Origin of the sequence: Steroidobacter sp. (genome assembly GCF_036402275.1) — a bacterium.
In the GTDB taxonomy this organism is placed as follows: domain Bacteria; phylum Pseudomonadota; class Gammaproteobacteria; order Steroidobacterales; family Steroidobacteraceae; genus Steroidobacter.
This window is the reverse complement of the sequence record NZ_DASWTF010000034.1, coordinates 267,062-289,421: the sequence shown is the minus strand read 5'-3', so window position 1 is coordinate 289,421 and position 22,360 is coordinate 267,062. Positions and strand designations below refer to the sequence as shown.

The 22,360-nt window shown below is 61.1% G+C and carries 23 protein-coding genes; 20 read left to right on the top strand and 3 right to left on the bottom strand.

From position 1 onward, the window contains the following. Positions 1 to 44 precede the first annotated feature (44 nt). The 3 genes from VGD45_RS19055 to VGD45_RS19045 all read left to right on the top strand — a co-directional run bounded on the left by VGD45_RS19055 (position 45) and on the right by VGD45_RS19045 (position 2,780). Positions 45 to 1,049 (top strand): hypothetical protein, encoded by a 1,005-nt coding sequence (locus VGD45_RS19055; protein ID WP_331156929.1) that lies wholly within the window; start codon positions 45 to 47, stop codon positions 1,047 to 1,049. A 153-nt stretch (positions 1,050 to 1,202) separates the two neighbouring features. Beyond that, on the top strand, positions 1,203 to 1,637 hold the full coding sequence (locus VGD45_RS19050) for an eCIS core domain-containing protein (RefSeq protein ID WP_331156928.1): 435 nt from the start codon (positions 1,203 to 1,205) through the stop codon (positions 1,635 to 1,637). 54 nt (positions 1,638 to 1,691) lie between these two features. Further along, positions 1,692 to 2,780: a hypothetical protein gene (locus VGD45_RS19045; protein WP_331156927.1), complete on the top strand. Its 1,089-nt coding sequence runs from the start codon at positions 1,692 to 1,694 to the stop codon at positions 2,778 to 2,780. 2 nt (positions 2,781 to 2,782) lie between these two features. Here VGD45_RS19045 and VGD45_RS19040 read toward each other — a convergent pair whose 3' ends face one another. Beyond that, positions 2,783 to 3,682 carry a c-type cytochrome gene (locus VGD45_RS19040; protein WP_331156926.1) on the bottom strand — a complete coding sequence of 300 codons (900 nt, stop codon included), beginning with the start codon at positions 3,680 to 3,682 and terminating at the stop codon, positions 2,783 to 2,785. Positions 3,683 to 3,913: 231 nt separating this feature from the next. Between VGD45_RS19040 and ada the strand changes: the two genes are divergently transcribed. After that, positions 3,914 to 4,990, top strand: coding sequence for a bifunctional DNA-binding transcriptional regulator/O6-methylguanine-DNA methyltransferase Ada (ada, locus tag VGD45_RS19035; RefSeq protein WP_331156925.1), 1,077 nt, complete (start codon positions 3,914 to 3,916; stop codon positions 4,988 to 4,990). A 124-nt stretch (positions 4,991 to 5,114) separates the two neighbouring features. Beyond that, entirely contained in the window at positions 5,115 to 5,963 is an 849-nt protein-coding gene (locus tag VGD45_RS19030) for a dienelactone hydrolase family protein (RefSeq protein WP_331156924.1), read from the top strand. A gap of 36 nt (positions 5,964 to 5,999) precedes the next feature. On the opposite strand, the gene VGD45_RS19025 is transcribed toward VGD45_RS19030, so the two are convergent. After that, entirely contained in the window at positions 6,000 to 7,289 is a 1,290-nt protein-coding gene (locus VGD45_RS19025; RefSeq protein ID WP_331156923.1) for a metal-dependent hydrolase family protein, read from the bottom strand. Between the two features lie 151 nt (positions 7,290 to 7,440). Here VGD45_RS19025 and VGD45_RS19020 point away from each other — a divergent pair, with 151 nt between their 5' ends. From VGD45_RS19020 to VGD45_RS18950, 15 genes are all read left to right on the top strand, one after another. Further along, positions 7,441 to 7,734 (top strand): hypothetical protein, encoded by a 294-nt coding sequence (locus tag VGD45_RS19020; RefSeq protein ID WP_331156922.1) that lies wholly within the window; start codon positions 7,441 to 7,443, stop codon positions 7,732 to 7,734. Further along, positions 7,721 to 8,935, top strand: coding sequence for a pilus assembly protein TadG-related protein (locus VGD45_RS19015; protein WP_331156921.1), 1,215 nt, complete (start codon positions 7,721 to 7,723; stop codon positions 8,933 to 8,935). Before VGD45_RS19020 ends, VGD45_RS19015 begins: the two co-directional genes overlap by 14 nt. Positions 8,936 to 8,937: 2 nt before the next feature. Further along, complete coding sequence (locus VGD45_RS19010) at positions 8,938 to 9,738, top strand: hypothetical protein (RefSeq protein ID WP_331156920.1); 801 nt, start codon at positions 8,938 to 8,940, stop codon at positions 9,736 to 9,738. 139 nt (positions 9,739 to 9,877) lie between these two features. Further along, positions 9,878 to 10,435, top strand: a complete 558-nt coding sequence (locus tag VGD45_RS19005; protein ID WP_331156919.1) for a hypothetical protein — start codon at positions 9,878 to 9,880, stop codon at positions 10,433 to 10,435. Then, positions 10,432 to 10,560 carry a hypothetical protein gene (locus tag VGD45_RS19000; protein ID WP_331156918.1) on the top strand — a complete coding sequence of 43 codons (129 nt, stop codon included), beginning with the start codon at positions 10,432 to 10,434 and terminating at the stop codon, positions 10,558 to 10,560. Before VGD45_RS19005 ends, VGD45_RS19000 begins: the two co-directional genes overlap by 4 nt. A 40-nt stretch (positions 10,561 to 10,600) precedes the next feature. Continuing rightward, positions 10,601 to 11,398: a Flp pilus assembly protein CpaB gene (gene cpaB / locus VGD45_RS18995; protein WP_331156917.1), complete on the top strand. Its 798-nt coding sequence runs from the start codon at positions 10,601 to 10,603 to the stop codon at positions 11,396 to 11,398. 3 nt (positions 11,399 to 11,401) lie between these two features. Next, a complete protein-coding gene (locus tag VGD45_RS18990; protein WP_331156916.1) occupies positions 11,402 to 12,457 on the top strand; it encodes a type II and III secretion system protein family protein in 1,056 nt (351 codons plus the stop codon). A 31-nt stretch (positions 12,458 to 12,488) separates the two neighbouring features. After that, the gene (locus VGD45_RS18985) at positions 12,489 to 14,732 is read left to right on the top strand and encodes a TadE/TadG family type IV pilus assembly protein (protein ID WP_331156915.1); all 2,244 of its coding nucleotides are present in this window, start codon (positions 12,489 to 12,491) and stop codon (positions 14,730 to 14,732) included. A gap of 12 nt (positions 14,733 to 14,744) precedes the next feature. Next, positions 14,745 to 15,914, top strand: a complete 1,170-nt coding sequence (locus VGD45_RS18980; RefSeq protein ID WP_331156914.1) for a hypothetical protein — start codon at positions 14,745 to 14,747, stop codon at positions 15,912 to 15,914. A gap of 93 nt (positions 15,915 to 16,007) precedes the next feature. Then, positions 16,008 to 16,211 (top strand): hypothetical protein, encoded by a 204-nt coding sequence (locus VGD45_RS18975; RefSeq protein ID WP_331156913.1) that lies wholly within the window; start codon positions 16,008 to 16,010, stop codon positions 16,209 to 16,211. After that, a complete protein-coding gene (locus VGD45_RS18970) occupies positions 16,208 to 16,756 on the top strand; it encodes a hypothetical protein (protein ID WP_331156912.1) in 549 nt (182 codons plus the stop codon). The genes VGD45_RS18975 and VGD45_RS18970 overlap by 4 nt, the downstream gene beginning before the upstream one ends. Before the next feature lie 20 nt (positions 16,757 to 16,776). Continuing rightward, positions 16,777 to 18,081 carry a CpaF family protein gene (locus VGD45_RS18965; RefSeq protein WP_331156911.1) on the top strand — a complete coding sequence of 435 codons (1,305 nt, stop codon included), beginning with the start codon at positions 16,777 to 16,779 and terminating at the stop codon, positions 18,079 to 18,081. Between the two features lie 5 nt (positions 18,082 to 18,086). Further along, the gene (locus VGD45_RS18960) at positions 18,087 to 18,935 is read left to right on the top strand and encodes a type II secretion system F family protein (protein ID WP_331156910.1); all 849 of its coding nucleotides are present in this window, start codon (positions 18,087 to 18,089) and stop codon (positions 18,933 to 18,935) included. A gap of 12 nt (positions 18,936 to 18,947) precedes the next feature. Further along, positions 18,948 to 19,841, top strand: a complete 894-nt coding sequence (locus VGD45_RS18955; protein WP_331156909.1) for a type II secretion system F family protein — start codon at positions 18,948 to 18,950, stop codon at positions 19,839 to 19,841. A gap of 22 nt (positions 19,842 to 19,863) precedes the next feature. Then, a complete protein-coding gene (locus VGD45_RS18950; RefSeq protein WP_331156908.1) occupies positions 19,864 to 20,412 on the top strand; it encodes a DUF192 domain-containing protein in 549 nt (182 codons plus the stop codon). On the opposite strand, the gene VGD45_RS18945 is transcribed toward VGD45_RS18950, so the two are convergent. Continuing rightward, positions 20,342 to 22,342, bottom strand: a complete 2,001-nt coding sequence (locus VGD45_RS18945; protein WP_331156907.1) for a C1 family peptidase — start codon at positions 22,340 to 22,342, stop codon at positions 20,342 to 20,344. The genes VGD45_RS18950 and VGD45_RS18945 overlap by 71 nt on opposite strands. Between the last annotated feature and the right edge of the window lie 18 nt (positions 22,343 to 22,360).

Genomic DNA, 22,360 nt, shown 5'->3' with positions numbered 1-22,360 from the left:
ACTGAATTTTGCGAACGTTCGACTAAAACTGGCAGGGAGAAGTCATGAACGCCTCGGCGAAAGCACACATGTTTGGCTCGGTGCTGATTCTTGTCGTGGTTGTACTGTTGCTCAACGCAACTTCGGCGTCACGTTCGGATCCGCCGGCAGATCGTCAGCCAGCTACCGTTCAGGCTCAGGCGGCGCCCATGCCAGCCCCATCCTCGGTTCCGCAGTCTGCCTCGCAAGATCACGTAGAGGTGATCTCGGCCTTGGCTCAGTCATCCATCGAAGCCGCGAACAGGAGCGCCGAACACACCAAGCTCGTCTACGAGCTTGCGCTCGCCGTGGTAGGCATCTTTGGAGTTGCGCTTACCTTTGTCGGAATCACCAATATGAAATCGCTGGTAGCGACGGCGGAAAAGCAGGCCCACGCGTCGGTCAACGGAATCGTCGAGGCATTGAAGAAGCAGATCGCGGAACTGACGGAGCAGACTCGAGTCACGGCGGATCATGCAAAGATGTTGATGCTCGAGACCGCGACCGCATGTCGTCACTACAATTTGGCTGACTGGAGCAACTATGCGGAATCCAGGAAGGCGTACTTGCAGGATGCCATCAAGGCTGCAGGCAAGGTCCGTGAGGCCGCGAAACAACTCAGCGACACTCGTCACGAGGCTTGGTCGTACAGCTTCGAGGCGCTTTGCCGCGCGGATCTCGGAGAGTTGGATGTCGCGATTGCAACCCTGGAGAAATCCATCAACTGTTACAAACGCGATGACGCAAGCCTCGACTACAACATGGCCTGTTACTGTTGCCGGGCGGGTCAGGATGACAAGGGCGCGGAGAGCTTACGCAGAGCCCTAGCTCAGGACGCGAAAACGGGTAACACGCTTAGCATGGACGCCCTGGATGAGCCAGACTTCAATGATTGGCGCCGTAAGAACATCTACGCCGATCTGGTGGGCACCGAGCTGAGGCCGGAGAGGCAGGCTCACATCAAGGAGATGATTGCGGATGCTGTCAGGCATGCCATGGAGGCATCGGCCAAACAGGCGGAATCGGCTTAGGTGCGGGGAGGAATGGCGTTCATACAGTCTGCTCCTTCGGAACTCAATAATGGGCATTCCCCAAGGTGGGTGCAAGGGCCAAACGCCCGAAAAGCGACCTGGTCACGCTCGGAGTAGCCCTTTCGGTCCATCGATAGTGGGGTATATGGGCGTGTGCGCCTGAATCAGCTTGATTCTGTCAAAAAAAGCGCCCCCATACCGCAAGCCATGCTCGGTCATCGCTCCACTATTCCTTCTGACCTCGCCATCGCGCTTCGCGAGATCTTCGGCGCATCCGTAGATCACATCCGAGTGATCGAACATTCCTTCTATGCACGCCTGCACTTAGGCGCGCGAGCGACGACGCGAAGAGGACGGATCTTGCTCCGAGGATCGGCGGCGGATTTTTGGAACGATCCGGAGCTGGTGCTGCACGAATACTTCCATGTGGTGCGACAGTGGCAGCCGAGGAGGTTGACGATTTGGAAGTACTTGAAGGAGTCGGCGAGGAACGGCTACTGGCATAACAGCTACGAAATCGAAGCACGCGCGTTTGCGGCAGCGCACTGGCGGGCGCTGAGCCGGCGATTGCAAAAGTGGCAGGAATGAGCGGAGGATTGCGTTAGTAACTTCAGCCGGCTGGCCCTGGATGTGGAGGTTACGATGCAAACGCGAACGACCAGAACTATTCCTACACGCGCCCTTCTGGCAGGCGCGATCGCCGCGATTCTCAGCTGCGCTGCGCAAGCGGATGTGACCATCGAAGAACGGATGTCCATCAATGGCGCGGGGCTGATGTCCATGGCGAACATGAGCGGCACCACGACCACCACCATTTCCGGTCACCGTGCGCGCACCGACAGCAACCTACAGTTCCATTCGGGCTTGATGCGGACCTTCGCGCGCGGCTTGGGCGAGTCGACCGAGATCGTGCGGCTCGATGAAGACAAGATGTACTCGGTCAACAACAAGAAGAAAACCTATACCGAGACCACATTCGCCGAAACGCGGGCGCAAATGGAAAAAGTGACGGGCCAAATGCGCGAAGCACAAGCCTCGCAAAGACGTGCTACTTCCGGTGTGGATGACTCTCAGTGCGAATGGTCGGAGCCGAAGTCCGAGGTGCAACGTACGGGCGAAAAGGCCACCATCGCGGGCCACCAGGCTGAGCGCGTCACAGTACTCGCCACGCAGTCGTGCAAGGACAAGAGCACCGGACAAGTTTGTGATTTCGGGCTGGTGCTCGATCAGTGGGTCGCACCCGATTTCACCGCGTCTGCTGAAGCGCAGGCATATCAGCTCGCATTCGCCGAGAAATTAGGACTGGGCGCTGCGGGTTCGCGCGATTTTGCTGAGCGCGCGGAATCCATGTTCGGCGGCTATGAAGGGATGTGGAGAGAGATCGCGACCAAGATGCGCGATGTCAAAGGCTATCCCGTGAGGCTGAGCTTCGGCCTCGGTGTCGGAGGTCCACAATGTCAAAGCACCCAAGAAATGCAGGCTGCAGGGGGCAATCGACCCGCGTCACCGGCAAGTCTGGGCGAGGCGCTCGGTGGTGCGCTGGGCGGAATGTTTGGAAAGAAAAAGCAGCCTCAACCGGAAGCCGCGGCGATGCCGCCGGCGCAGTTGCCTGGTGGGCTCATGTCTCTCATGGGGATGAGCACCGAACTGGTTTCGGTGAACAACAAGGCGGTGGATCCGCAAGCGTTCGAAGTGCCGGCGGGCTACAAGAAAGTAGCCCCCGGCGATTGAAATCAGCGCGTGCCGGACGCCTTGGGTTGCAGCGTCTTGAGGAAGCCGAACACCGCATCCAACTCCGCATCGCTCATCGCACGCAGGCTTTCGAACGGCATCACCGCAATGGTGGTGCCGTCTGCGCGCTTACCACTGCGCATCATCTGACGAAACTGCTCAGCTGAGGCATAGCGGTTCATAACGCTGTCGGCTGCGGATGTGAGGTTCGCGGCTGCAGGCCAACTCGGTGGCGCGCCCGGGATCTTGCCACCGGCGAGACCTGCGCCATGACAACCGGCGCAAGTCTTGGCGATGTACTCTCCTTGCGCGTGCAAGTCGTTCGGCACGCGAGCCGGCGCAGGTTTGGTGTGATCGATCTTCTCGGACGCGTCGGTCGCGACGCCGAAGGCATACATGGCCTTCAACATCAGCGGAATCCGCATCTCGGCTTTCTTTTCCGGCGCGGCCGGCAAGGCGCGAATGTAAGCAACCAGCGCCGCCACATCCTCGTCGGCCATCTGTGCGTAGTCTTCGCTTGGCATGACGAACACTGGCGTGCGCGCGGGCTTCAGGCCATGTCGCAGCAGTGCGATCCAATCGGTGTCGCTGTAGGTCGCCGCTGCGCCACCACCCCGAGTGATATTAGGCGTGTGGATGTAGAAGCCGCTGCTCTGATCGTCGATCATCACGCGACCTTCGCCCTGAACCCCATGGCACTCCGAACAGCCACGCGTCAGAAAAAGATATTCACCGCGTTCCAGGTTCGGCTGGAACGCACCGAGATCGAACCGGGCGACCCTCACATCGACCACTCGATTCATCTTGCGTTCGCTGAGGACCATCGCCGCGCCAGCTGTGATACCGGCACCCACGGCCAGGACCACCAGCGAGCCCCCGACAATTTTGATGAGTTTGTTCATGGCGGCGTATTCTGCATATCGACGCCTCGAATACAGCGTACCAACGGGCATCGAGCACCCGCCCGAGAGGGCCGTGCGCTACTGACTTTGGGCAGGGGGCGGCTACACTGAAGGCCTCGCGTTCCGCCCGCCATGTCCAAACCTCAGCGCACAAAATTGCATAGCAAGAGCCGGGAATCCTCCGCGCGCGTCGCAGGCAAAACTGCGACCTCGGCAAAGAGGAGAACCGCCATGTCGACCCCGAGCTTGAGCGAAGAGGACTTGTGGAACGCCGTGCAGGCCCGTGACGCCAGCCGTGACGGCGAGTTTTTCTACGGCGTCATGACCACCGGCGTGTACTGCCGCCCTTCCTGCAATTCGCGCCGCGCCTTGCGCAAAAACGTTCGGTTCTTCGCGAGCACCGCGGACGCGGAGCGAGCAGGCCTGCGTCCATGCAAGCGATGCAAACCCACGGGCGCGTCGGCGAATGTTTTGAATCAAGTCGTGCACGAGCTGGCGCGACAGATCGACGCTGAACCGGAGCGCAAGTTCAGCCTCGAGCAACTGGCCAAACGCGCCGGCTACAGCCCGTTTCATCTACAGCGCAGTTTCAAAGCCATCATCGGCAGCAGCCCGAAGGAATATCAGACCGCAGCGCGCGTACGCACGCTCAAAAAAGAACTACGCAATGAAGCACCGGTGGCCGATGCGATCTATCAAGCCGGCTTCGGTTCCGGCAGTCGCGTCTACGAGAAGGCCGATGGCCAGCTCGGCATGACGCCGAGCGAGTATCGTAGCGGCGGCAAAGGACTGACCATTTCATACGCCAGCGGGCAGACGCCGCTGGGATTGATGATGATCGGCGCCACCGATCGCGGCATCTGTTTCCTGCAGTTCGGCGATACCGACCGAGCGCTGCTGAGCGACCTCGAGTTGCAATTTCCGGCAGCGACGGTTCAGCCCATGCCGGACAGCTCGCGCGGCGAGTTCGAGTCCTGGATGGCTGCGCTGAATCGGCATCTGCGCGGGCTCGAGCCGCGTCTGGACCTGCCGCTGGATGTGCGAGGTACGGCTTTTCAATTGATCGTGTGGCGCTATCTGCAGAAGGTGCCGTACGGCGAGGTCCGATCGTATGCCGAAGTGGCGGAAGCGATCGGCAAACCCAGCGCGGCTAGGGCAGTAGCAAGGGCCTGCTCGACCAACTCGGTCGCTTTGTTGATTCCCTGCCACCGCGTCGTGCGCGGCACAGGTGAGCTCGGCGGTTATCGTTGGGGCGTGCAGCGGAAGCGTGTGTTGCTCGACACGGAGCGTGCCGCCAGCAAGCGATGACTCTCGGCGCACATTCCCCCGCTCCGGAATGTGCGCAGTTCACATCTTCGCCTCGTTTTCTTGCGCCCCACGCGCTCGTGCCGATAATGAGCGCGCATGCGTTGAGCATGCTGTGGGAGGCGGTATGTGCCTGGGTTGTATCGACGACAGCGACTCACCACCGACGCGGCGGGAATTTCTTGCCGCGGCTTTGCAGTTGACCGCCGCGTCCGCGCTTGGCACGACGGCGGTTGCCGACGCCGCTGCCCGAGTGTGGGATATTGAAGGCCGCGGGCTCACCATCGATAACGCCGGTACCTTGCTGCCTGCCTACACGGCAGTGCCGATGGGCGCATCCAACCGCACCACCGTCGTGATTCTTCACGACAGCCCCGGAATCACCAAAGAATTGCAGGACCTTGCCCGCGATGTGGCGCGCACGGGATATGTCTCGCTTGTGATCGATTGCGCCCAACGCGGCACGGCCAAGATCTCGACGCATCCGGATGCTTTGCTGAGCGAAGCGTTCAGCCGCGACGTTCAAAGCGACGTGCGCGCCGGCATCGTGACATTGAACGGCAGTCAGCCGAACGCCAATCCCGTCGTGATCTTCGCCTTCGGTGGCGCGGGCTACACGGCTTTACGCATGGCGCTGAACGATCCACTCGGCATCGTCGGCGTGATCGCGATGTACACGCCGATCGAAACGCCGGTCAAATCCAACACGGATCCCAGGCCGGACCTGATTACCTTGCTGGCGCGCCTGAATGTGCCGGTGCAATTCCATGCGGGCACGGCCGATCCGGCGATTACTCGGGAACAGATGAACTGGCTGGGACGGTTCGTGGCGGTGGAGCCCGATCGTCGCGAGCTCTTTTTATATGGAGGCGCCGGTCCGGCCTTCTACATGCCCTCGTCGCAACATTACGACCAGGGCTATCAGGTGCTGGCGAAAAGGCGCTGGCAGGAATTTCTCGCCCGACGCTTCAGCTAGACCCTCCGGCGGGCGCCGGAGGGTCGATGAGCTTGGTTACGGCTGCACTACCACCTGGCCGCGCTTCATCACGAACACCGGCTTCTCGGTCGCCGAGATGTTGTTCAGGACGTTGCCCTTCACGGCCACGATATCGGCGAACTTGCCCGCCTCGAGCGTGCCGACTTCCTGACTGATGCCGAGCAGCTTGGCCGATTCACGCGTGCCGGAAACCAACGCCGCCGCCGGCTGCATGCCAATCTCGACCAGCAACGCGAACTCCTTCGCGTTCATGCCGTGCGGTGACACGCCCGAGTCCGTACCAAACGCGATCGGCACACCCATCTTCACGGCCTTGCGAAACACCTGCTCGTGCTCGGTCAACGTCGCGCGCGCCTTGGCTGCGATTGCCGGCGGATACTTCGCGGCCATCTGATTCACCCAGTACACCGCGAGTCGCGTCGGCACCAGGTACGTGCCTTTGGTCTTCATCAGCTTCAGCGTTTCGTCGCTGAGGAAGCTGCCGTGTTCGATCGAATCCACGCCGGCCTCGACCGCCTGGCGCGCGGCGAGATCGCCATGGCTATGCGCCGCCACTTTCCTCTTCCACGCATGAGACTCGGACACGATGGCATTCAGCTCGTCCGGTGTGAGTTGCGGAACATCGACCGGATCCGCTTCGGACAGCACGCCACCCGACGAACAGATCTTGATCACGTCCGCGCCCCACTTCAGCTGATAGCGCACGGCCGCGCGGCATTCGTCCGCGCCATTGCATACACCGTCCATGATGCCGAGCGGCTCGATGCGATCGGGCGGGAAGGGCCCTTGATCGCAGTGACCACCGGTGGAGCCGATGGAATGAACGGCCGTGAGAATCGTCGGGCCTTCGGTCACATTGGTATTGATGGCGTTGCGCAGACCGACATCGACGAACTCACCCGCGCCCACGTTCCTGATGGTCGTGAAACCCGCTTCAAGAGTGCGCTTCGCCCAGACCGCGGCATGCAGCGCCTGCTCGGCGGGGAACCGATACATGTCGGTGTGGAAGCCCTTGTAGAAGTCATCGTGCATCTCGCTGGTAATGTGCGTGTGTGCGTCGATGAATCCGGGCAGCAGCGTCGCGTCGCCCAGGTCGATGACTTTCGCGTTCGATGGCGTCGCTTGCGCGCCGAGCGCTTTGATCTTGTTTCCTTCAACGAGGATGGCGCCGCCGTTGGTGAGCTGGCCCGACTTGGCGTCGAACAGATACGCCGCCTTCAGCACGATGGGCTGAGGCGTCTCGGCCGCTTGTGCCGAGCCGACCGCGGCAATCAATCCCAACGCCAACTTCACTGCTAAACGCATCGTGACCTCCGTCTGTGGTGGTGCGGCACGATACCCGTTCACGTTTCAAAGGAAAACAGGGCGCGCATTTCTCGATGAAAGCGCAATTATTTGGCGTTTTTGGCCAGCTCCGCGCCATTACTGTGTCGCCGTCGACTCAAAGGAGACTGCGATGAGCACCAGGAACGTGATTTCGTTGGCGCGGCCGCGCACTGGGCAGCGGGGCCAAGGCATGAGCGAGTACATCATCATCACCGCGCTCGTCGCGGTGGCCGGCATCGGCTTGTTCGCCGCATTCGGCGATGTGCTTCAGAACCAGATGGCCGGCATGAGCCGAGAGATGGCCGGCCAGTCGGCCACGCAAGACATCAGCGACGCGCAAGCCTCGGCAACGACGGCGCAGAACCGCGCCGCGCAGGCCGACAGCCTCTCCACCTACAACCAGCAGACCAATGCTGCTCAGTAAGCGCCTTCGCCCTCGGGGGCAGATCGCCCCCGTTGCGCTGTTCGGAGTGCTCATCAGCAGCGCCGTGCTGGTGGTGATGTTCAACACCGGGCAGAAAGTTACGGAGCGATCCCACGTCGCCAACGCTGCGGACGCCGCGGCGTACAGCGGCGCCGTGTGGACTGCGCGCCATCTCAACTTCATCGCCTACGGAAATCGGGCCATGATCGCCAATCATCTCGCGGTCGGACACTTTGTCTCGTACGTCAGCTGGGTTCGTTACCTCAACGACTCTTTGGCGGCGATCGATCGGGTTACGCAGTGGATTCCATACGTCGGCCAGTATGTCGATATGGCCGAGCAGATCTCCGCGCAAGTTCGCGATGTGACGGAGCAGTCGGCGGAGATCGCCATCCCTGCCATCGATGCGTGGAATGCCAACATTCGCGCTGCGCAGGCCGAGGCCCACGCTTCACTCGCGTTTCGCAATCTGCAGAGCCTGATGTCTCAGACAGGTCTTGCCTACGATCCGCACATTCTGATCAACGATAGAGATGCGCTCTCCCGAATGCCGGAAGAATTGCGGGCGCTCCTCGAAGCGCAGTTGCTGACGCAGTCAGCGGCGGTGCCTGCATTCATTCAGCGCTATAGCGCTGGCCGCGACGGGGAGGCCTTGCAACAGCTGGTCAACGCGAGCGTGCGCGGCAACGCTGATTTGCAGCGCTGGATTGCGGGTGAGCGCGGCTGGCGAGAAAACCTGCTCGCTGTCCAGCTGCGCAAACGAGGAACGACGGCGCACAGCCAAACTGCGAACGGCGCAGACTGGGGTGCCGCAGATCAACTGCAATATCGAACTCGCGGCTTGTTCGGGTGGCACAGCTGGCGACGCATCGGCGATCGAGTCAGCACAGCCAGTGCACGAGAGTTCGCTTCGGACTATGCCGGCGTCCCTGCACTCTACAACGTCTCCGGACAGCCTGGCGATATGTCGCTGCGTATCGCGGCGATAGCAACCAAAGCGCAAACGCGGGTTGCGACGGCAGATCTGTTGGGAATGTCGGCTTCCGACCATCCATTGGCGGTGACCGCCCTCGCACGCGTGGAGTTCCGTCGGCCACGCGGCTCAGCATTCGCATCGTTGGGCGAGCGCCGGCATGAGTACGCCAATCTGTTCAATCCATTCTGGGAAGCGAAGCTCGCACCCATAGCGTGGAGCTTGTGAACATGCACCCAAGATCCGCGCATAACGGCAACGCCTTGGTCGAGACCCTCATGGCTTTGGTTGCGTTGCTGCCCTTTCTCGGCGGCATCGCCCTACTCGGTAAGCAGCTCGATGTGAAGCACAAGAGTTTGGATGCGCTTAGATATTCCGTGTGGGAACGCAGCGTCTGGAGTGGAAGTGACAAATCCGATTCGGATATTGCGACGGAAGCGCTCGATCGTTCCTTTGGCGATCCACACGCTGGGATAGTGCCCATTGAGTCGCTGCGCACCGAGGGTGTGTCGCAGAACCCGTTCTGGCAACACCGTCGGCAGCTTCTGTTGCCATCGACGAGTGCGATCTCGTCACACCTGAGTGACGGTGCGTCACCTGTCGAACCTGGCTATGTTTTGATGCCTGGGTTGGCGCATGGCACCGGCCCAGTCGGCGCGGCCGCGACGGCGCTGCAAATGGACGACCTTGGCTTGAACCGCCGCTCATTCGCGAGCGCGACCGTTTCAGCAAACATCGAGCCGCTCCTCGCCGGCGATGATCGTGGGCCGATCATTCAACGTGCGACCGGCGCTTTGCTCAGCGATGCATGGTCGCCTCGCGACGAAAGCGACTTTGGCCGCCGAGTCGATCGCATCACCGCCAACGAGCTCATCGAAACGCTCGAGCAACCCGGGCGCCCCATCGGCATGCAGGCCTTGAGCAAAGGCGGGCCGCTGTATGGCGAAGGCCAATACGGTTGGGATCCCGAATTGCGACCGCGATCCAACGCTCTGCCCTCCGCGTACGTCGTCGAGCGGGAAGGTGAGTGACATGTGTACGGCGTCGCTTCGAATCGTTGCGCTCCTGGTCATTGCGATGGCATGTCCCGCCCAGGCTGGGCGCCTTGCATTGCCCGACCTGGCCGCACCTCCTCAAGGTACTGCGCAGTGGATAGCTCGGAGCATGCGGATGAACGGGCTCCCAATGAAGCTGAAGGCTTTCGAGTCGCGACTGTCACCTGACGCAGTCCTGAGTCACTACGAATCCTCGTTGAAGACCTCGAGCAGTCACGAAGCGCGGCGGCACACGAGGTCTCCCTGGCAAGTGCTTACGGTGACATCGCGCGACCATCTCATCACTGTGCATGCGCGCGCCGTCAGTGCTGGCAGCGAAGGCACGATTCTCGTCAGCCCCGCGCTGGATTCTGCTCCGCTTCATCTGAGCACCAACTTTCCGCACCCACCCACCACACGCATCGCAAATCTGCAGCAGTACGACGATGCGGGCATGGCGTCTGAGCACATCGGCTTATCGAGCGATCGAAGTCCACTGGTCGAAGCGCAGGCCTTCTCGCAGCTCTTGATCCGCGACGGCTGGACGATGATCGAGACGCGGCCCACACAAGAGACTCATCGTGGCTTTGTCTTGGAAGCGCAGCGTGAGGCCGAGCAAGCGCTGCTGGTCATCATTCCCGACGCGGCCCGCCCTTCGAACACTGCCATCGTCATCACGTGGAAGAAATCATGAGCTCTGCCGAGTACGTCGCGATCCTGGCTGGGCTGATGGTGTTGTGGCGAGGCTCGCGGGCACTGCTTGAACTGCTCGCCGAGCATCACGACGAATTCACGTGGGCGCTGATGATTCCCTTCTGATCGCACCCTTCTGATTGCTGAGTCGCTCAAGGAACGAGCAATGAAAGGCATCTGGATCACGACCCTCATGATCGGCGGCGCGCTCGCGGCTGGCGGCGGCGCGGCCTACTTCGCCAAAGGCTATATCGACAACGAAATGCGAGCCGAGCGCGAGCAGCTCCATCGCCAGTACCGACTCGTGAATGTCGTCGTCGCGAAAGCAGACCTCGCTGCGGGCTCAGTGCTGTCCAATCAAACCGTCGCGTTACGCGAGGTGCCTCAGACCTTCTTGCATGCTGACGCCGTGCGCTCAGAGCAGTGGGCGGATATGGCGGGCCGGGTCTTGTCACGTGGCGTCAGAAGCGGCGAGACCATTCTCTACTCGCATCTCGCTCAAGGAGTGGCGGCTGGATTCTCGGCTCAGCTGACTGACGGCATGCGCGCGCTGACATTCCCGGTCGATGAAGAAGCCTCGATCTCTGGAATGCTCGCACCTGGCGATCGCATCGATCTGCTGTTCACCACGGCGGCGGCGAATGAGAGTGTGACTGTGCCGCTGCTGTTTGCGGTGCCAGTCATTGCAACGGGCCTGCGCACTGAAGCCAACGCAAACTCGCTGCCGGAGCGGTTGCAGTCCGCTCCGTTTCGAAACATCACTGTCGCTGTTTCGCCGAGCGACGCCGCCAAGATCACGCTCGCTCAGGAAGCGGGAAGAATCACGGTGGCGCTTCGCCAGCCCAGCGACCAGACACTTGCTCAAATCGAGCGCGTCACCAAGAGCAGTCTGCTGAGAGGTGAAGCACCCCTTGCGCCAGCGCGGTCGCGGACGCGCGTTCAAGTCATTCTTGGCGGGGTGTGAGCCATGAGCGTAATGGTCCACGCTGCCACCTGGCTGTTCACCGCGGTGATGCTCAACAACGCGGATCCTCAAACGGTCAGTCAATCGCCGGTCGCCGTGCTCTCGGTACCGGAAGGTCAGAGCTTGGTGATTCGCACGCCAGGTGTGAAGCGTGTTTCCGCGGGTGATGGGGCCACCATCGACATCAAGGTGCTCGACGACACGCAGGAGATTCTAGTGCTCGGCAGAAAAGCGGGCACGACCGATTTGCGCATCTGGTCTCGCGATGGATCGAGTGTCGCGTATCTCGTGCAAGTGCTGGGCATCGTCGATCCGATCGCGACGCCGGCGCCTTCTCTGGAAGCTGAGTCCACGATTCTCATCAAGGCAAAGCTGATCGAGGTTCGCAAATCGGCGCTGCGCGATATCGGCGTCGATTGGGCGGATGTCGCTGCGGGTCCATCGCTCAGCACCCCGGGCGGCTTGGATATGACTAGTACTCTCGATTCCGTGATCCATCTGCTGATGAATCGCGGCGACGCGCGTTTGCTGGCCGAGCCTACGCTGACTTGTATCAACGGAGGTCGAGCGGATTTCGTCGTGGGCGGCGAAGTGCCCATTCCCGTGCAAAACCAGGATGGCGCGCTCAACGTCGTGTTCAAGCAATTCGGCATCCTGTTGAACGTCGAGCCGCAGGCCAACGATGCGGGCCTCATCCGCACCAAGGTGGGCGTCGAGGTCAGCAGCGTCGACAAGGCCAACACCGTGCTGGGCATTCCCGGCTTCGCGACTCGCAAAACAAATACAGAAATGAACGTGCAGTCCGGCGAGCCGATGGTCGTCGCCGGCTTGTTCAGCGCGGACGATGCGAAGACGGTGGCAAAGATTCCTGGCCTCGGCGCCATTCCCATTCTTGGAGAGCTGTTCAAGTCGCGACAGTTTCGGCGCGGCGAGACAGAGCTCGTGGTGTTGGTGACTCCGCAGATCATCGATTCGAATGCCGTCACTGAAGGCGTGCAGCGCTTCGACCGGCTCGAGCGCGAGTCGGGTGCAGCGTTGAAGCCACGGCTCAAAGACTAATGACTGATTAGCGCAAAGAAGCGAGCGTCACATGGATGTGACTGGAGCGACAGGCCGCGCGCGGCGGCAGTGGGGTGCTGCAATCGTCGAAGCGACGATTGCATTGCCGCTGCTGATCGTCGTGATTCTGGCGGCGATTCAATTCGGCTTCGTTTATCAGGCGAAGGCGACACTGAATCACGCGGCCTTGCAGGCTGCGCGCGCCGGCGCCGTTTCCAATGCGACTCCGCAGGCAATTCGACGTGGGCTCGCGCAGGGCCTGGCGCCGCTTCGTTCGCCGGACAGTTCGCTGTCCGGCGTTGCAGAAGCTGTTGCGCGTATCGAAGGCGAGCTGCTCACCGATGCGCGGATTCGCATCCTCAATCCCACGCGTGAAGCCTTCGATGATTTCGCCGTCGAGGTCGATGGCGTTCGCGAGCTGCCGAACGATCGGCTGCACGCTCGCGATACGCGGGCAGGATCCAGCGGCGGACTCAACATTCAGGACGCGAATTTGTTTCGCGTCGAAATCACGTATGGATACGAGCTGAAGGTTCCGCTCGTCAGCGGCCTGCTCTCTCGATTGTTGACGCCGCCCGGCGAGAGCGATTCGTTTCATCAGCAGCTGCTGCGTCGGAATCGGTTGCCGATCACGTCGACGGCAACGGTGCGGATGCAGAGCCCGCTTCGGTTCAGTGAGCTGCTGGTCTCACGCTCCGATCTCCCTCAAGTTGCGCGAGTTCCCGTTGATGCTGGATCGAACAGCGGCGGCGGCGAAAGTCACAACAACGAACAAGAAACCGGCGACGCGCAAAGCTCCCCTGGCTCGGAAGGCGGCGGCCATCTCGGCGAAGGGTTCTTCGGTTTTGGGTCCGCGGAACCTTCAGATGGCGCGGAGGAAGATTCTGACGATGAAGGCGGCGGTGAAGACGATAGCGAAGGTGGCGATAGCACCGGCCTGGGTGCTGACACTCCGCTTTGCTCTGCAACGGCCGCCGATCCGCCGGTCGCTGTGGAGGATCGCAGCACTCTAGGTCGCGTTTGGAACGAGCTACGCAGTCTTGCGGCTGACGCTTACGAGTTCGTTCGCGGTTTCTGGGAAGGCCTGCAGCAGCAGATCGGCGATCTCGTCGCTGCGATCACCGATCCCATTGAGACGGCTCGCGGTGTGTACGAGCTGGCGATGGCCTTCATGGAAGATCCGGCCGGCACCGCGCGCACCATCGGCGCAGCGCTGGGTCACGACCTCAGTCAACTGGTCGAATGCGATGCCTTCGATCGCGGTCGCGTGCTGGGCAGCTATGTCAGCCCGGCGTTCATGCTCAAGCTCGCGACGAAGCTCGCTCGCTTCGGTCGCGCCAATCTTGATGCTGCTGCGGATGCGACCCGACATGAGCTCGGCTGCGCGAGTTTCGCTGCTGACACTCCGGTGTGGGCTGGCGGACGGCCTGTTTCTATTCAGTCCCTCGAGCCGGGCGAGTGGGTCGATGCGCGGAGCGATCGCACTTATCTCGATAGCTCGCGAGCTGTTACTCGGGTTTTCGAGCGTCGCGTCTCTTCGCATCACGTTGTCGAGACGGAAGGGTCGCGGCTTGCTGTTACGGAGGAGCACCCGTTCTGGGTGCAGGGTCGTGGCTGGACCCCCGTCCGTGACATCGCCGTCGGCGCGCCGATCGCCACGGCTGCCGGCGACACGCTCGTGCTCGCGAACCGGCGCGTCGATGCGGCGCTGCAGGTTTTCAATCTCACCGTCGCGGACGATGCGAGTTACTTCGTCGGCGACGATCGAGTGTGGGCGCACAACGCCACCTGCACCGTCCGCGTCCCGTACTATGTTCCGCGCAGCCCCAGCAACTTCGCCATCGGCGCCACCGACGGCGGCCCCGGCGCCTGGTCCTCCATCACCCGCCCTGACAACGATGCCTTCCGCTACCAGGAACGCATCACCGGCGCACCTCGCGGCGTTGAGTACAATGTCAACGGCGTCAACTTCGACGGCTACGACGCGAACCGCGATGTTCTCCTCGACGCGAAACATTGGACGCAGGAATGTCCGCTCGGAGATAAGTGTCGGTGGGAACCGCTAAAACAAGCGCTCACGGACAAATTGGTCGACGAAGCACTTCGTCAGCTCCGCGCAACCAGGACGACACGAACCGCAATCGAATGGCGCGTTGTTGATGAAGAGATGGCGTTACGAATCGCGGCGATTTTGGATGATGGGATAGGTAACTCCGCCGATAGGGCAAGAATCCAAGTTATCTATACGCCGCCCGCAGACATCATTAACAGATAGCGGTGACGTAAGATGGATCAAATTACGATTTGGGGTAGCTCTTTATACCGTCGTCCCGATACGCTCGCGACGTACCAAAACGAAACTCGCCGACTTCTCATTGCACTTCGTGCAGTAAGTAGTTCGTTTCTGAACCTCACCGCTATTGGTGCCGCTCGCGCCGATGCGATACCAGCCGATCTTCACACGCTTGGTGAAATCATCGAGGCACATGTTCTCTCACGAGGTACACCAGACGACTACCTGGAAACCTTATCGGACGGTCGAGTAGGGACCAATTCTCTAAGTCGCATTGGTTTTTCATTAACGTACTGCACACCGGGGCAAGACTCGCCATCCATACTCTCACCTGCAGAGGGCGGTATCGCCCTCAGCGTGCGAGGGGCGGCTGCCGATCCGGAGACGGCCGCAAACGTCGGATTGAAATTGCCAAGCAACGAGGTTGCGATACTTCATTCGCGCGCGTCGATAGTCAGGTTACTGAACACTATCGTTGAGATATGGCAGTGCAATCTCGGCGGAGTCTCTCTTGCGGGTTATCAGGCAGCCATCAAGCCACGGAATCTCGCGTCCTACGCCGGCCAATGGCTCTACTACCTCCCCTTCCCCCACCTATCCAAGTGCCTCCCACCCGACATCCACCACGAGCCCTTCGCCAACGGCATCCTGATCCAAACAACCCCTCACATGCCCGACGCCAACAACCCAGCCGACATAGAAGCCGGCATAAGGGTCCGTGACGTGCTGGATGAGTTTGGCTTAGTGAACGACGCGACGTACGCAATCGAAGGCTGGCCACCAGATCAAGAAGAAACAATCTACGAGCAATTCATCAGCGGCGCGCCAGCGAATCGCAAATACACCGTCCACTGCATCAACTTCGACGGCTACGACAGCGATCGCAAAGTGCTCTTGTACGCCAAGCTGTTCCGACGTCTGAAGAGGCACCCGAAGGAATGGGGCCTCAGAGGCTGGGACGGTCCAGTGCTGAACGAGGCGAAGCGCCAGGTGCGGGCGGCGGCGAAAGCGGGCGGTGTACCGATCGAATGGCACATCGGCCTGAAGGAACCAGCGCACCAGGTTCGCCAACTCCTGGCCGACTACACAACCATCACCGAGCAGCAGCTACGAGTGATCTACACACCGCTGGAAGAAGCACTCAACCGCTCGCCGCCGCCGTAACCGGGCGACGCGCGAGCTAAGCAGGACCACAGAGGCAAGGACGCCAATGAAACGAACACTCGAAAACACGCCTCATGCGACGAGGCCAATCGCATGAGCGCCTATCTCCTCGGCAATCTCCTTGGCCGTCTCGTTCTCTCATACGCCCTCATCTGGCTAGTCATGTGGCTGATGCTGGCGCGACTCAACTGGCGTGACGCATTCCGACGTACGCATCACTGGAGCGGCGTGATCGCAATCACGACCACCTTCCTGATCGGCCTCATAGCGACCCAAACGAACGGAGGCGCCCCATGAAGAGCACGACATTACTGATCGCATGCCTCTGCGCCCTCACCTCGACCATCGCCGCCGCCGGCGCAAGAACAGGCCGCCCCATGATCATCCATCGCCTGCCCGAACTGAACCTGGAAATCTGGACCGAGCAAGACCCGGAGTGGGAAACGCACTTGGGTGATTTCGCGGGCGTAAACACGTTCATCGCCGAGACACCGGCGCTGACGTACCCGCCGGCGTATATGAGCTGGACGGTGATGAAGGAGCTCAAGCTGCGCCAGCACCAGCTCGAAGATGCCGCGCGCGGCGTGCTTTATCAGGTGGCGATGAACTATCGCACCAACCCACCCAAAGAAATCAGGCCACGCAGCTACGGCGACCTGACGGGCTTCGAAGCAACTCTCGACGTCGCACCAGATGGGACACCCAGCGACGTGCTGCTCTTCTGCGGTCATCGCGAGGGCCGTCCGATTGTCGTCATGCAGGTAGTCACTCTGAAAGACAGGCTGCCGCACCTGTCGGAGCAGATCCGCCGCTCATGGACGAATGTCCGCTATCTCGATTGAACACCGCGAAGGACCCTACGATGAGCACCTCGCACGCCGAACTGTCGGCAGCGCTGAAGGAACAACTGCAGCCGCTGGTACTGCGTGAGCTGGATTTGTTTCGGCGAACCGCGCTCAACAACCTAGGAAGCGTGGATCTTCGAGCCGAGGCGAAGCAGGCCATCGAAACGATTCTGGCCTCGGGCGCGGTGCGACTTCCCGACAGCATCGACGCTGCCTCCTTCGTGAAGGAAGTGACGGCGGAGATCATGGGCTACGGCCCGATCGAGCCGTACCTCAGCGACGACACCGTCAGCGAAGTGATGGTTAACGGACCCAATCAGATCTACGTCGAGCGAGATGGCTTGCTTGCTCCCGTCGCCGCGAAATTCATCAGTGCCGACTCGCTGATGCGCGTGATCGAACGCATCGTCGCGCCGATCGGTCGTCGCATCGACGAAGGCGTGCCCATGGTGGATGGCCGATTGCCCGATGGATCGCGAGTGAACGCGATCATCCCGCCGCTGTCGTTGATCGGCCCCGTGCTGACCATCCGACGCTTCGGCGGTCAGCGCTATTCAATGGCGCGGCTCGTGGACATCGGGGCGCTGACGGAATCGATGGCTGAGTTCCTGAAAGTGTGCGTGCAATATCGCAAGAACATCATCGTGTCCGGCGGCACGGGGACCGGCAAGACCACATTTCTCAACGCGCTCTCGGAATACATCTCCAGCAGCGAGCGCATCGTCACCATCGAAGACGCCGCCGAGTTGCGGCTCGCGCAGCCGCACGTGCTGTCACTCGAAGCTCGGCCGCCCAATGTGGAAGGTCGAGGCGAAGTCACCATTCGCGATCTGGTCCGCAACGCGCTTCGCATGCGACCGGATAGGATCATCGTCGGCGAGTGCCGCGGTGGCGAAGCGCTCGACATGCTGCAAGCGATGAACACCGGGCACGACGGCTCGCTCACTTCAGCACATGCGAACTCACCGCGCGACCTGCTATCGCGACTCGAAGTGATGGTGCTGATGGCCGGCATGGAGCTGCCAGTGCGGGCAATCCGCGAGCAGATCGCGTCGGCGGTCGACATCATTGTGCAGTTGTCCCGGTTCAGCGATGGCCGTCGCCGGGTGACCGCCATCGTCGCCATCGAGGGGCTGGAGGCCGACGTGATCCTCACGCAGCCATTGTTCAACTTCCGACAGAAGGGCGTCGGAGCGCGCGGCATCGTCATTGGCAGCTACCACGGATGCGGTCAGCCACCGGCCTTCTACGAAGCATTGGACGAAGCAGGTGTGCACTTGGATCGAGCCATCTTCTCCGATGCGCCGGAGCGCACGAGTTGACGCGTATGGATCAGCTTTCACAAACCATACTCGCGCCCATCGCATGTACGGCGTTTGCCGCTGCGATGCTGGCCGCAATCGGCGCACGCGCAATTCAGAGCTACCGCCGCTCAGTCATCACAGCCGTCGGCGCCAGTCTCAAGCAGAGCTTCGTGCTGACGAATCCGCGCTCGATGTTTCTCTGGAGCATCGCGCTGACGATGGTCGCAGGCTCTTTAGCTTACGCCGCGGCAGGTCCCGTCGCGCTGGCCGGCGCAACAGCCGCGAGTCTCGCTGCCCCCTGGCTGCTCGCCAAACGCATCGCAGACAAGCGGCGCAAACAGTTCGTGTACCAACTGCCAGACGCACTGCTCGCGCTGAGCTCGGCCTTACGTGCAGGCTGCACGCTCATGCGGGGCTTGGAACTCATGGCATCACGTCAGCCGGCGCCACTGTGCCAGGAATTCAGCATCGTGCTGGCCGAGCAGCGAATCGGCAGACCGCTGGCGGAATCGCTCCATGACCTGCGTCGACGTGTCGGTGCGCCTGAGCTAGACCTGATGAACACGGCCATGAATGTTTCTCGTCGAGTCGGTGGCAATTTAGCCGATACACTCGAATCGCTCGCGCGAACGTTGCAGGAAAAAGCGCATGTCGAAGGAAAGATCGATGCCCTGACGTCGATGGGCCGCGCGCAAGGCTGGGTCGTGGGACTGCTGCCCATCTTCATTGGCTTGGTTCTGTATCAGCAGCAGCCAGAGCGCATGAGTTTGCTGTTCACGCAGTGGTATGGCTGGGTCGTGCTGGCCATCGTCGCAGGAATGATGGCGCTGGCGGCCTGGTTGATCCGCAAGATCGTTCGCATCGACGTGTAGCCGATGATGAGCATGTACATAGCAATGATGTTGGCGTGTTTGAGCACCTGCCTGATCCTGCTGCTGCCGCTCGCTCTGCGCACCAGCACGCAGGCGTCGCCGAGCCGCGATGAAGATTGGCGCGACCACCTGCCGTGGTTTCTCCGAGCGGTGCGCCCTGCCATGCGCTGGTACAGCGCTACCGTGGAGTCGTCGCTAACGTCGGAACGCCGCGAACTCTTGCAAGCGCAACTAGACGCCGCCGGCGCCGCATACATGATCAGCCCGGCGGAATTCCTGATCATCCGACGTGTCGTAGCGGTGCTCGGCATAGCGATCGCCGTCACCGCGATCCTGCTGTTCGAATTGCGAGACCCGCTGCACATATCGATCGCAGCAGCCGTCGCCCCGCTGTCCTTCCTATATCCAGATCTAAGGGTTCGGGAAGTCACCAAGCAACGTCAGACCCGTTTCGAAAAAGAATTCCCTTTCTTTCTAGACGTGCTGGTGCTCGCAATGAAAGCCGGCCTGAACTTCACGGCCGCGCTCGAACAAGCAGTCACTTCGCTACGCAACGGCCCCGTGCAACAAGAATTCTCGCGATATCTGCGTGAATCGCGCGCCGGCCTTGCGAGGCGAACGGCGATGGATCGCCTGGCAGCGCGAGTGTCGCTCCCCGCAGTGACAAACTTCGTGGCGGCGGTCGCGCAAGCCGAGCAGACCGGTGGCTCGTTGGGCGAAGTGCTGGCTGATCAGGCACGACAGCGACGACAGGAAAGATTTCTGCGCGCCGAGAAGCTGGCCAATCAGGCTCCCGTCAAAATGTTGTTTCCGCTGATCGCGCTGCTGTTTCCCACCACCTTCATCATCATCGGCTTTCCGATCGTGATCCAGCTGCTGGAAGCGGGAGTGCTCAGCTTGTTCTAACTCGAGAGTGCAAGGATGCCTCATGAAGACCCTGGAGTTACACACCGCCGATGGGCGGTGCATCGCACGTCACGTGTACATGGCTTGTTCGTTTCGCTCACGTTGCCTTGGCCTGCTCAATCGCGCGGACATTCCCGAGGAAGAAGGGCTATTGCTTGTCCCTGGAGGAAGCATTCACACGATAGGAATGCGCTTCAATATCGACGTGGTGTTTCTGAACCGACAGATGCGCGTTCTGGAGTTAGTAGAACAAGTGCCGCCATGGCGAGTGGTGATTGCCCCGCGCGGCACGAGACGAGTGCTGGAGCTCGCCGGCGGCAAGATCGCGGCCACTAGACTCACAGTGGGGACCTATCTGATGGTCGAGGCACTCACCACCAACGCAGGCGAGCGCCCCAAAGCTTGCCAGCGCTCGCCCATTCAGTTCTCGTTGCGACTACCCGTCGACCGGCGCTGCACCGGCTCGATCCAACCTCAATGCAGCGCCCGTGCGAGAATTCTCAGAAGCCCGCCGCCTTATCTGCGCGCACTCGACGCTCACGCAGAGACGAGGCCGAGCGTTGGAAATTGAGGGCGCCGCTCTTCGGAGCGCCGTCACCGAGCATCCGGCGCAGGGTCGCGCGCACGGTTGCGCCATCGTTGTCGAAATCGCCGTGGTGTAACGCTGTCGACGCATCTATGGCATTGAGCGGCTTGTTGTTCGGCGAAATCACCAGATCGGCATTGCCGTTCTTGAACAACGCCATCAGCTCCGCATCCTTGCGCAGGAACTTCTCCATGCCGAGGATGGGCACACCCTCGCGGAACAGCGGAATTCGCGGTTGATCCTCGAACGAGTGCGACACCAGATAGAGCAACGACTTGTGATAGACGTTGGCGCAGTGGTCGTCCTGCTCCGCTTTGTCCGACAGCGCAAACAGCGAGAATTGCTTGATGCGCTTCCTTTTGATCGCCGGAACATAGTGTTGCTTGAACAGCTCGGTCGTGCATGCGGGCGCCCATAGTGTGCAGGTCTCCACGTCGATACCCGCCTCATTGAGCGCAGTGATCAATGGCGCGTGGAAAATGCTGCCGGCACTGTGACCCACGACGTGAATCTTCGGCGCCTGCTGCTTCGGTAATTTGTCCAGCAGCCGTTTCAGATGACCGACGACGGCGCGCGCTCCACCCTTTGTGTTCTGGGTGGCCGCGAGTGCATTTTCCTTCATTTCATCCCAGGCTGCCTTGCCCGACAGCACTCGCGCCAGCGGCTCCAGCGCGTCGTCGAGCCGGTCGAGCATGAAATCCTTGGCGGCGTCGAGCGGACCTTCCGGCCGCCGGCGCTGGAACGCGTCGTTCAAAATGTTTTTGACCGTGGTCCAGTAATCGCTGTGCCAGATGAAAGTGAGGGGATAGATGCCGGCCGACAACATGGCGGGCCGATAGTCCGCAAGCCGCTGCACGGCCGAGGTCTCGCTGACCAAGCCGCCGTGCGCATATAGAAGAATGTGTTTGTAGCCCGAGCTCTCGATGGCCTTGGGCAGTTCATTCCTGAACAGCTCGGCCACTTCCTCGGCCGAGGTGCCGTAGTTGCCGCCGGCCTTGAACTCTCCTTCATTGCCGAGGCTGATGATGTGAGGTCGCAAATCTGGATAGGAATACGCGGCCGACTGCCCCGCTGACGCAGAGTGCGCCACGGCGGTCGAACTGCTCTTCTTCAGCTCGATGGGCGCCCCCAGGCGGGCGACCCACACGTCGGTGGCGTTCTGCAGCCAGTCGTCATAACTGATGCAAGCGAATCCTTCGTAGCCCCACTCCTCGCCCCAGGAGTTCTGGATCCAGAGCCCGCGCCTGTCGTAACCGACGATGGCGAACGCATGCGCGCCGAGCAGCGTCTCCGAGTGCTCGATCAAACCATCGTCGCCCGGCTGGCTCCAGCCCTGATGCACGTTGGACGTGGCGAACAGGACGCCCACTTCGGCGATGGCCGTGTGCATGGCGACCAGATCTTTGTGATTCACACGGTAGTAAGCGCCGAGTGGACGGCGCAGGGCATCGCCGGTGCGCGCGTCATTCAGGCCAGTAATCAGCTGCCCCTTGTTACTTTTGCTGGGCACCGACGGCCAAAGCTCTTCCGAGCACACACCGTGTTTGTGCCAGCCCTTCATCGCGCCGCGCGCGCTCGAACCTGAATAGCCTTCGCCCGGCCATTCGTCGTAGCGCTTGGCCAGCTCGTACAACATGCGTGGGCTCACGGGGTTGCAATCGCTCACCACTTTGCGAGTGGTGAGTAAGTAATTGACCACCGTAGCGAGCCCGTAACCCGTGCACGCGCCTTCATAGCCCTGATTGAGAATCGGAATGCGATGCTCGCGATAGCGCTGCAACTCCCGCTCGGTCGGCACCTCGATCAACGTAGGGACATACATCTTGTCCCGAAAGTCCAACGTGTCACGCCGAACGTCGAACACACGTTTACGACCGCGAGTCGCCGTCGCGGCGCGGGTCTTGCGCTTCGCCATGGGTTGGGTCCGTGCGAT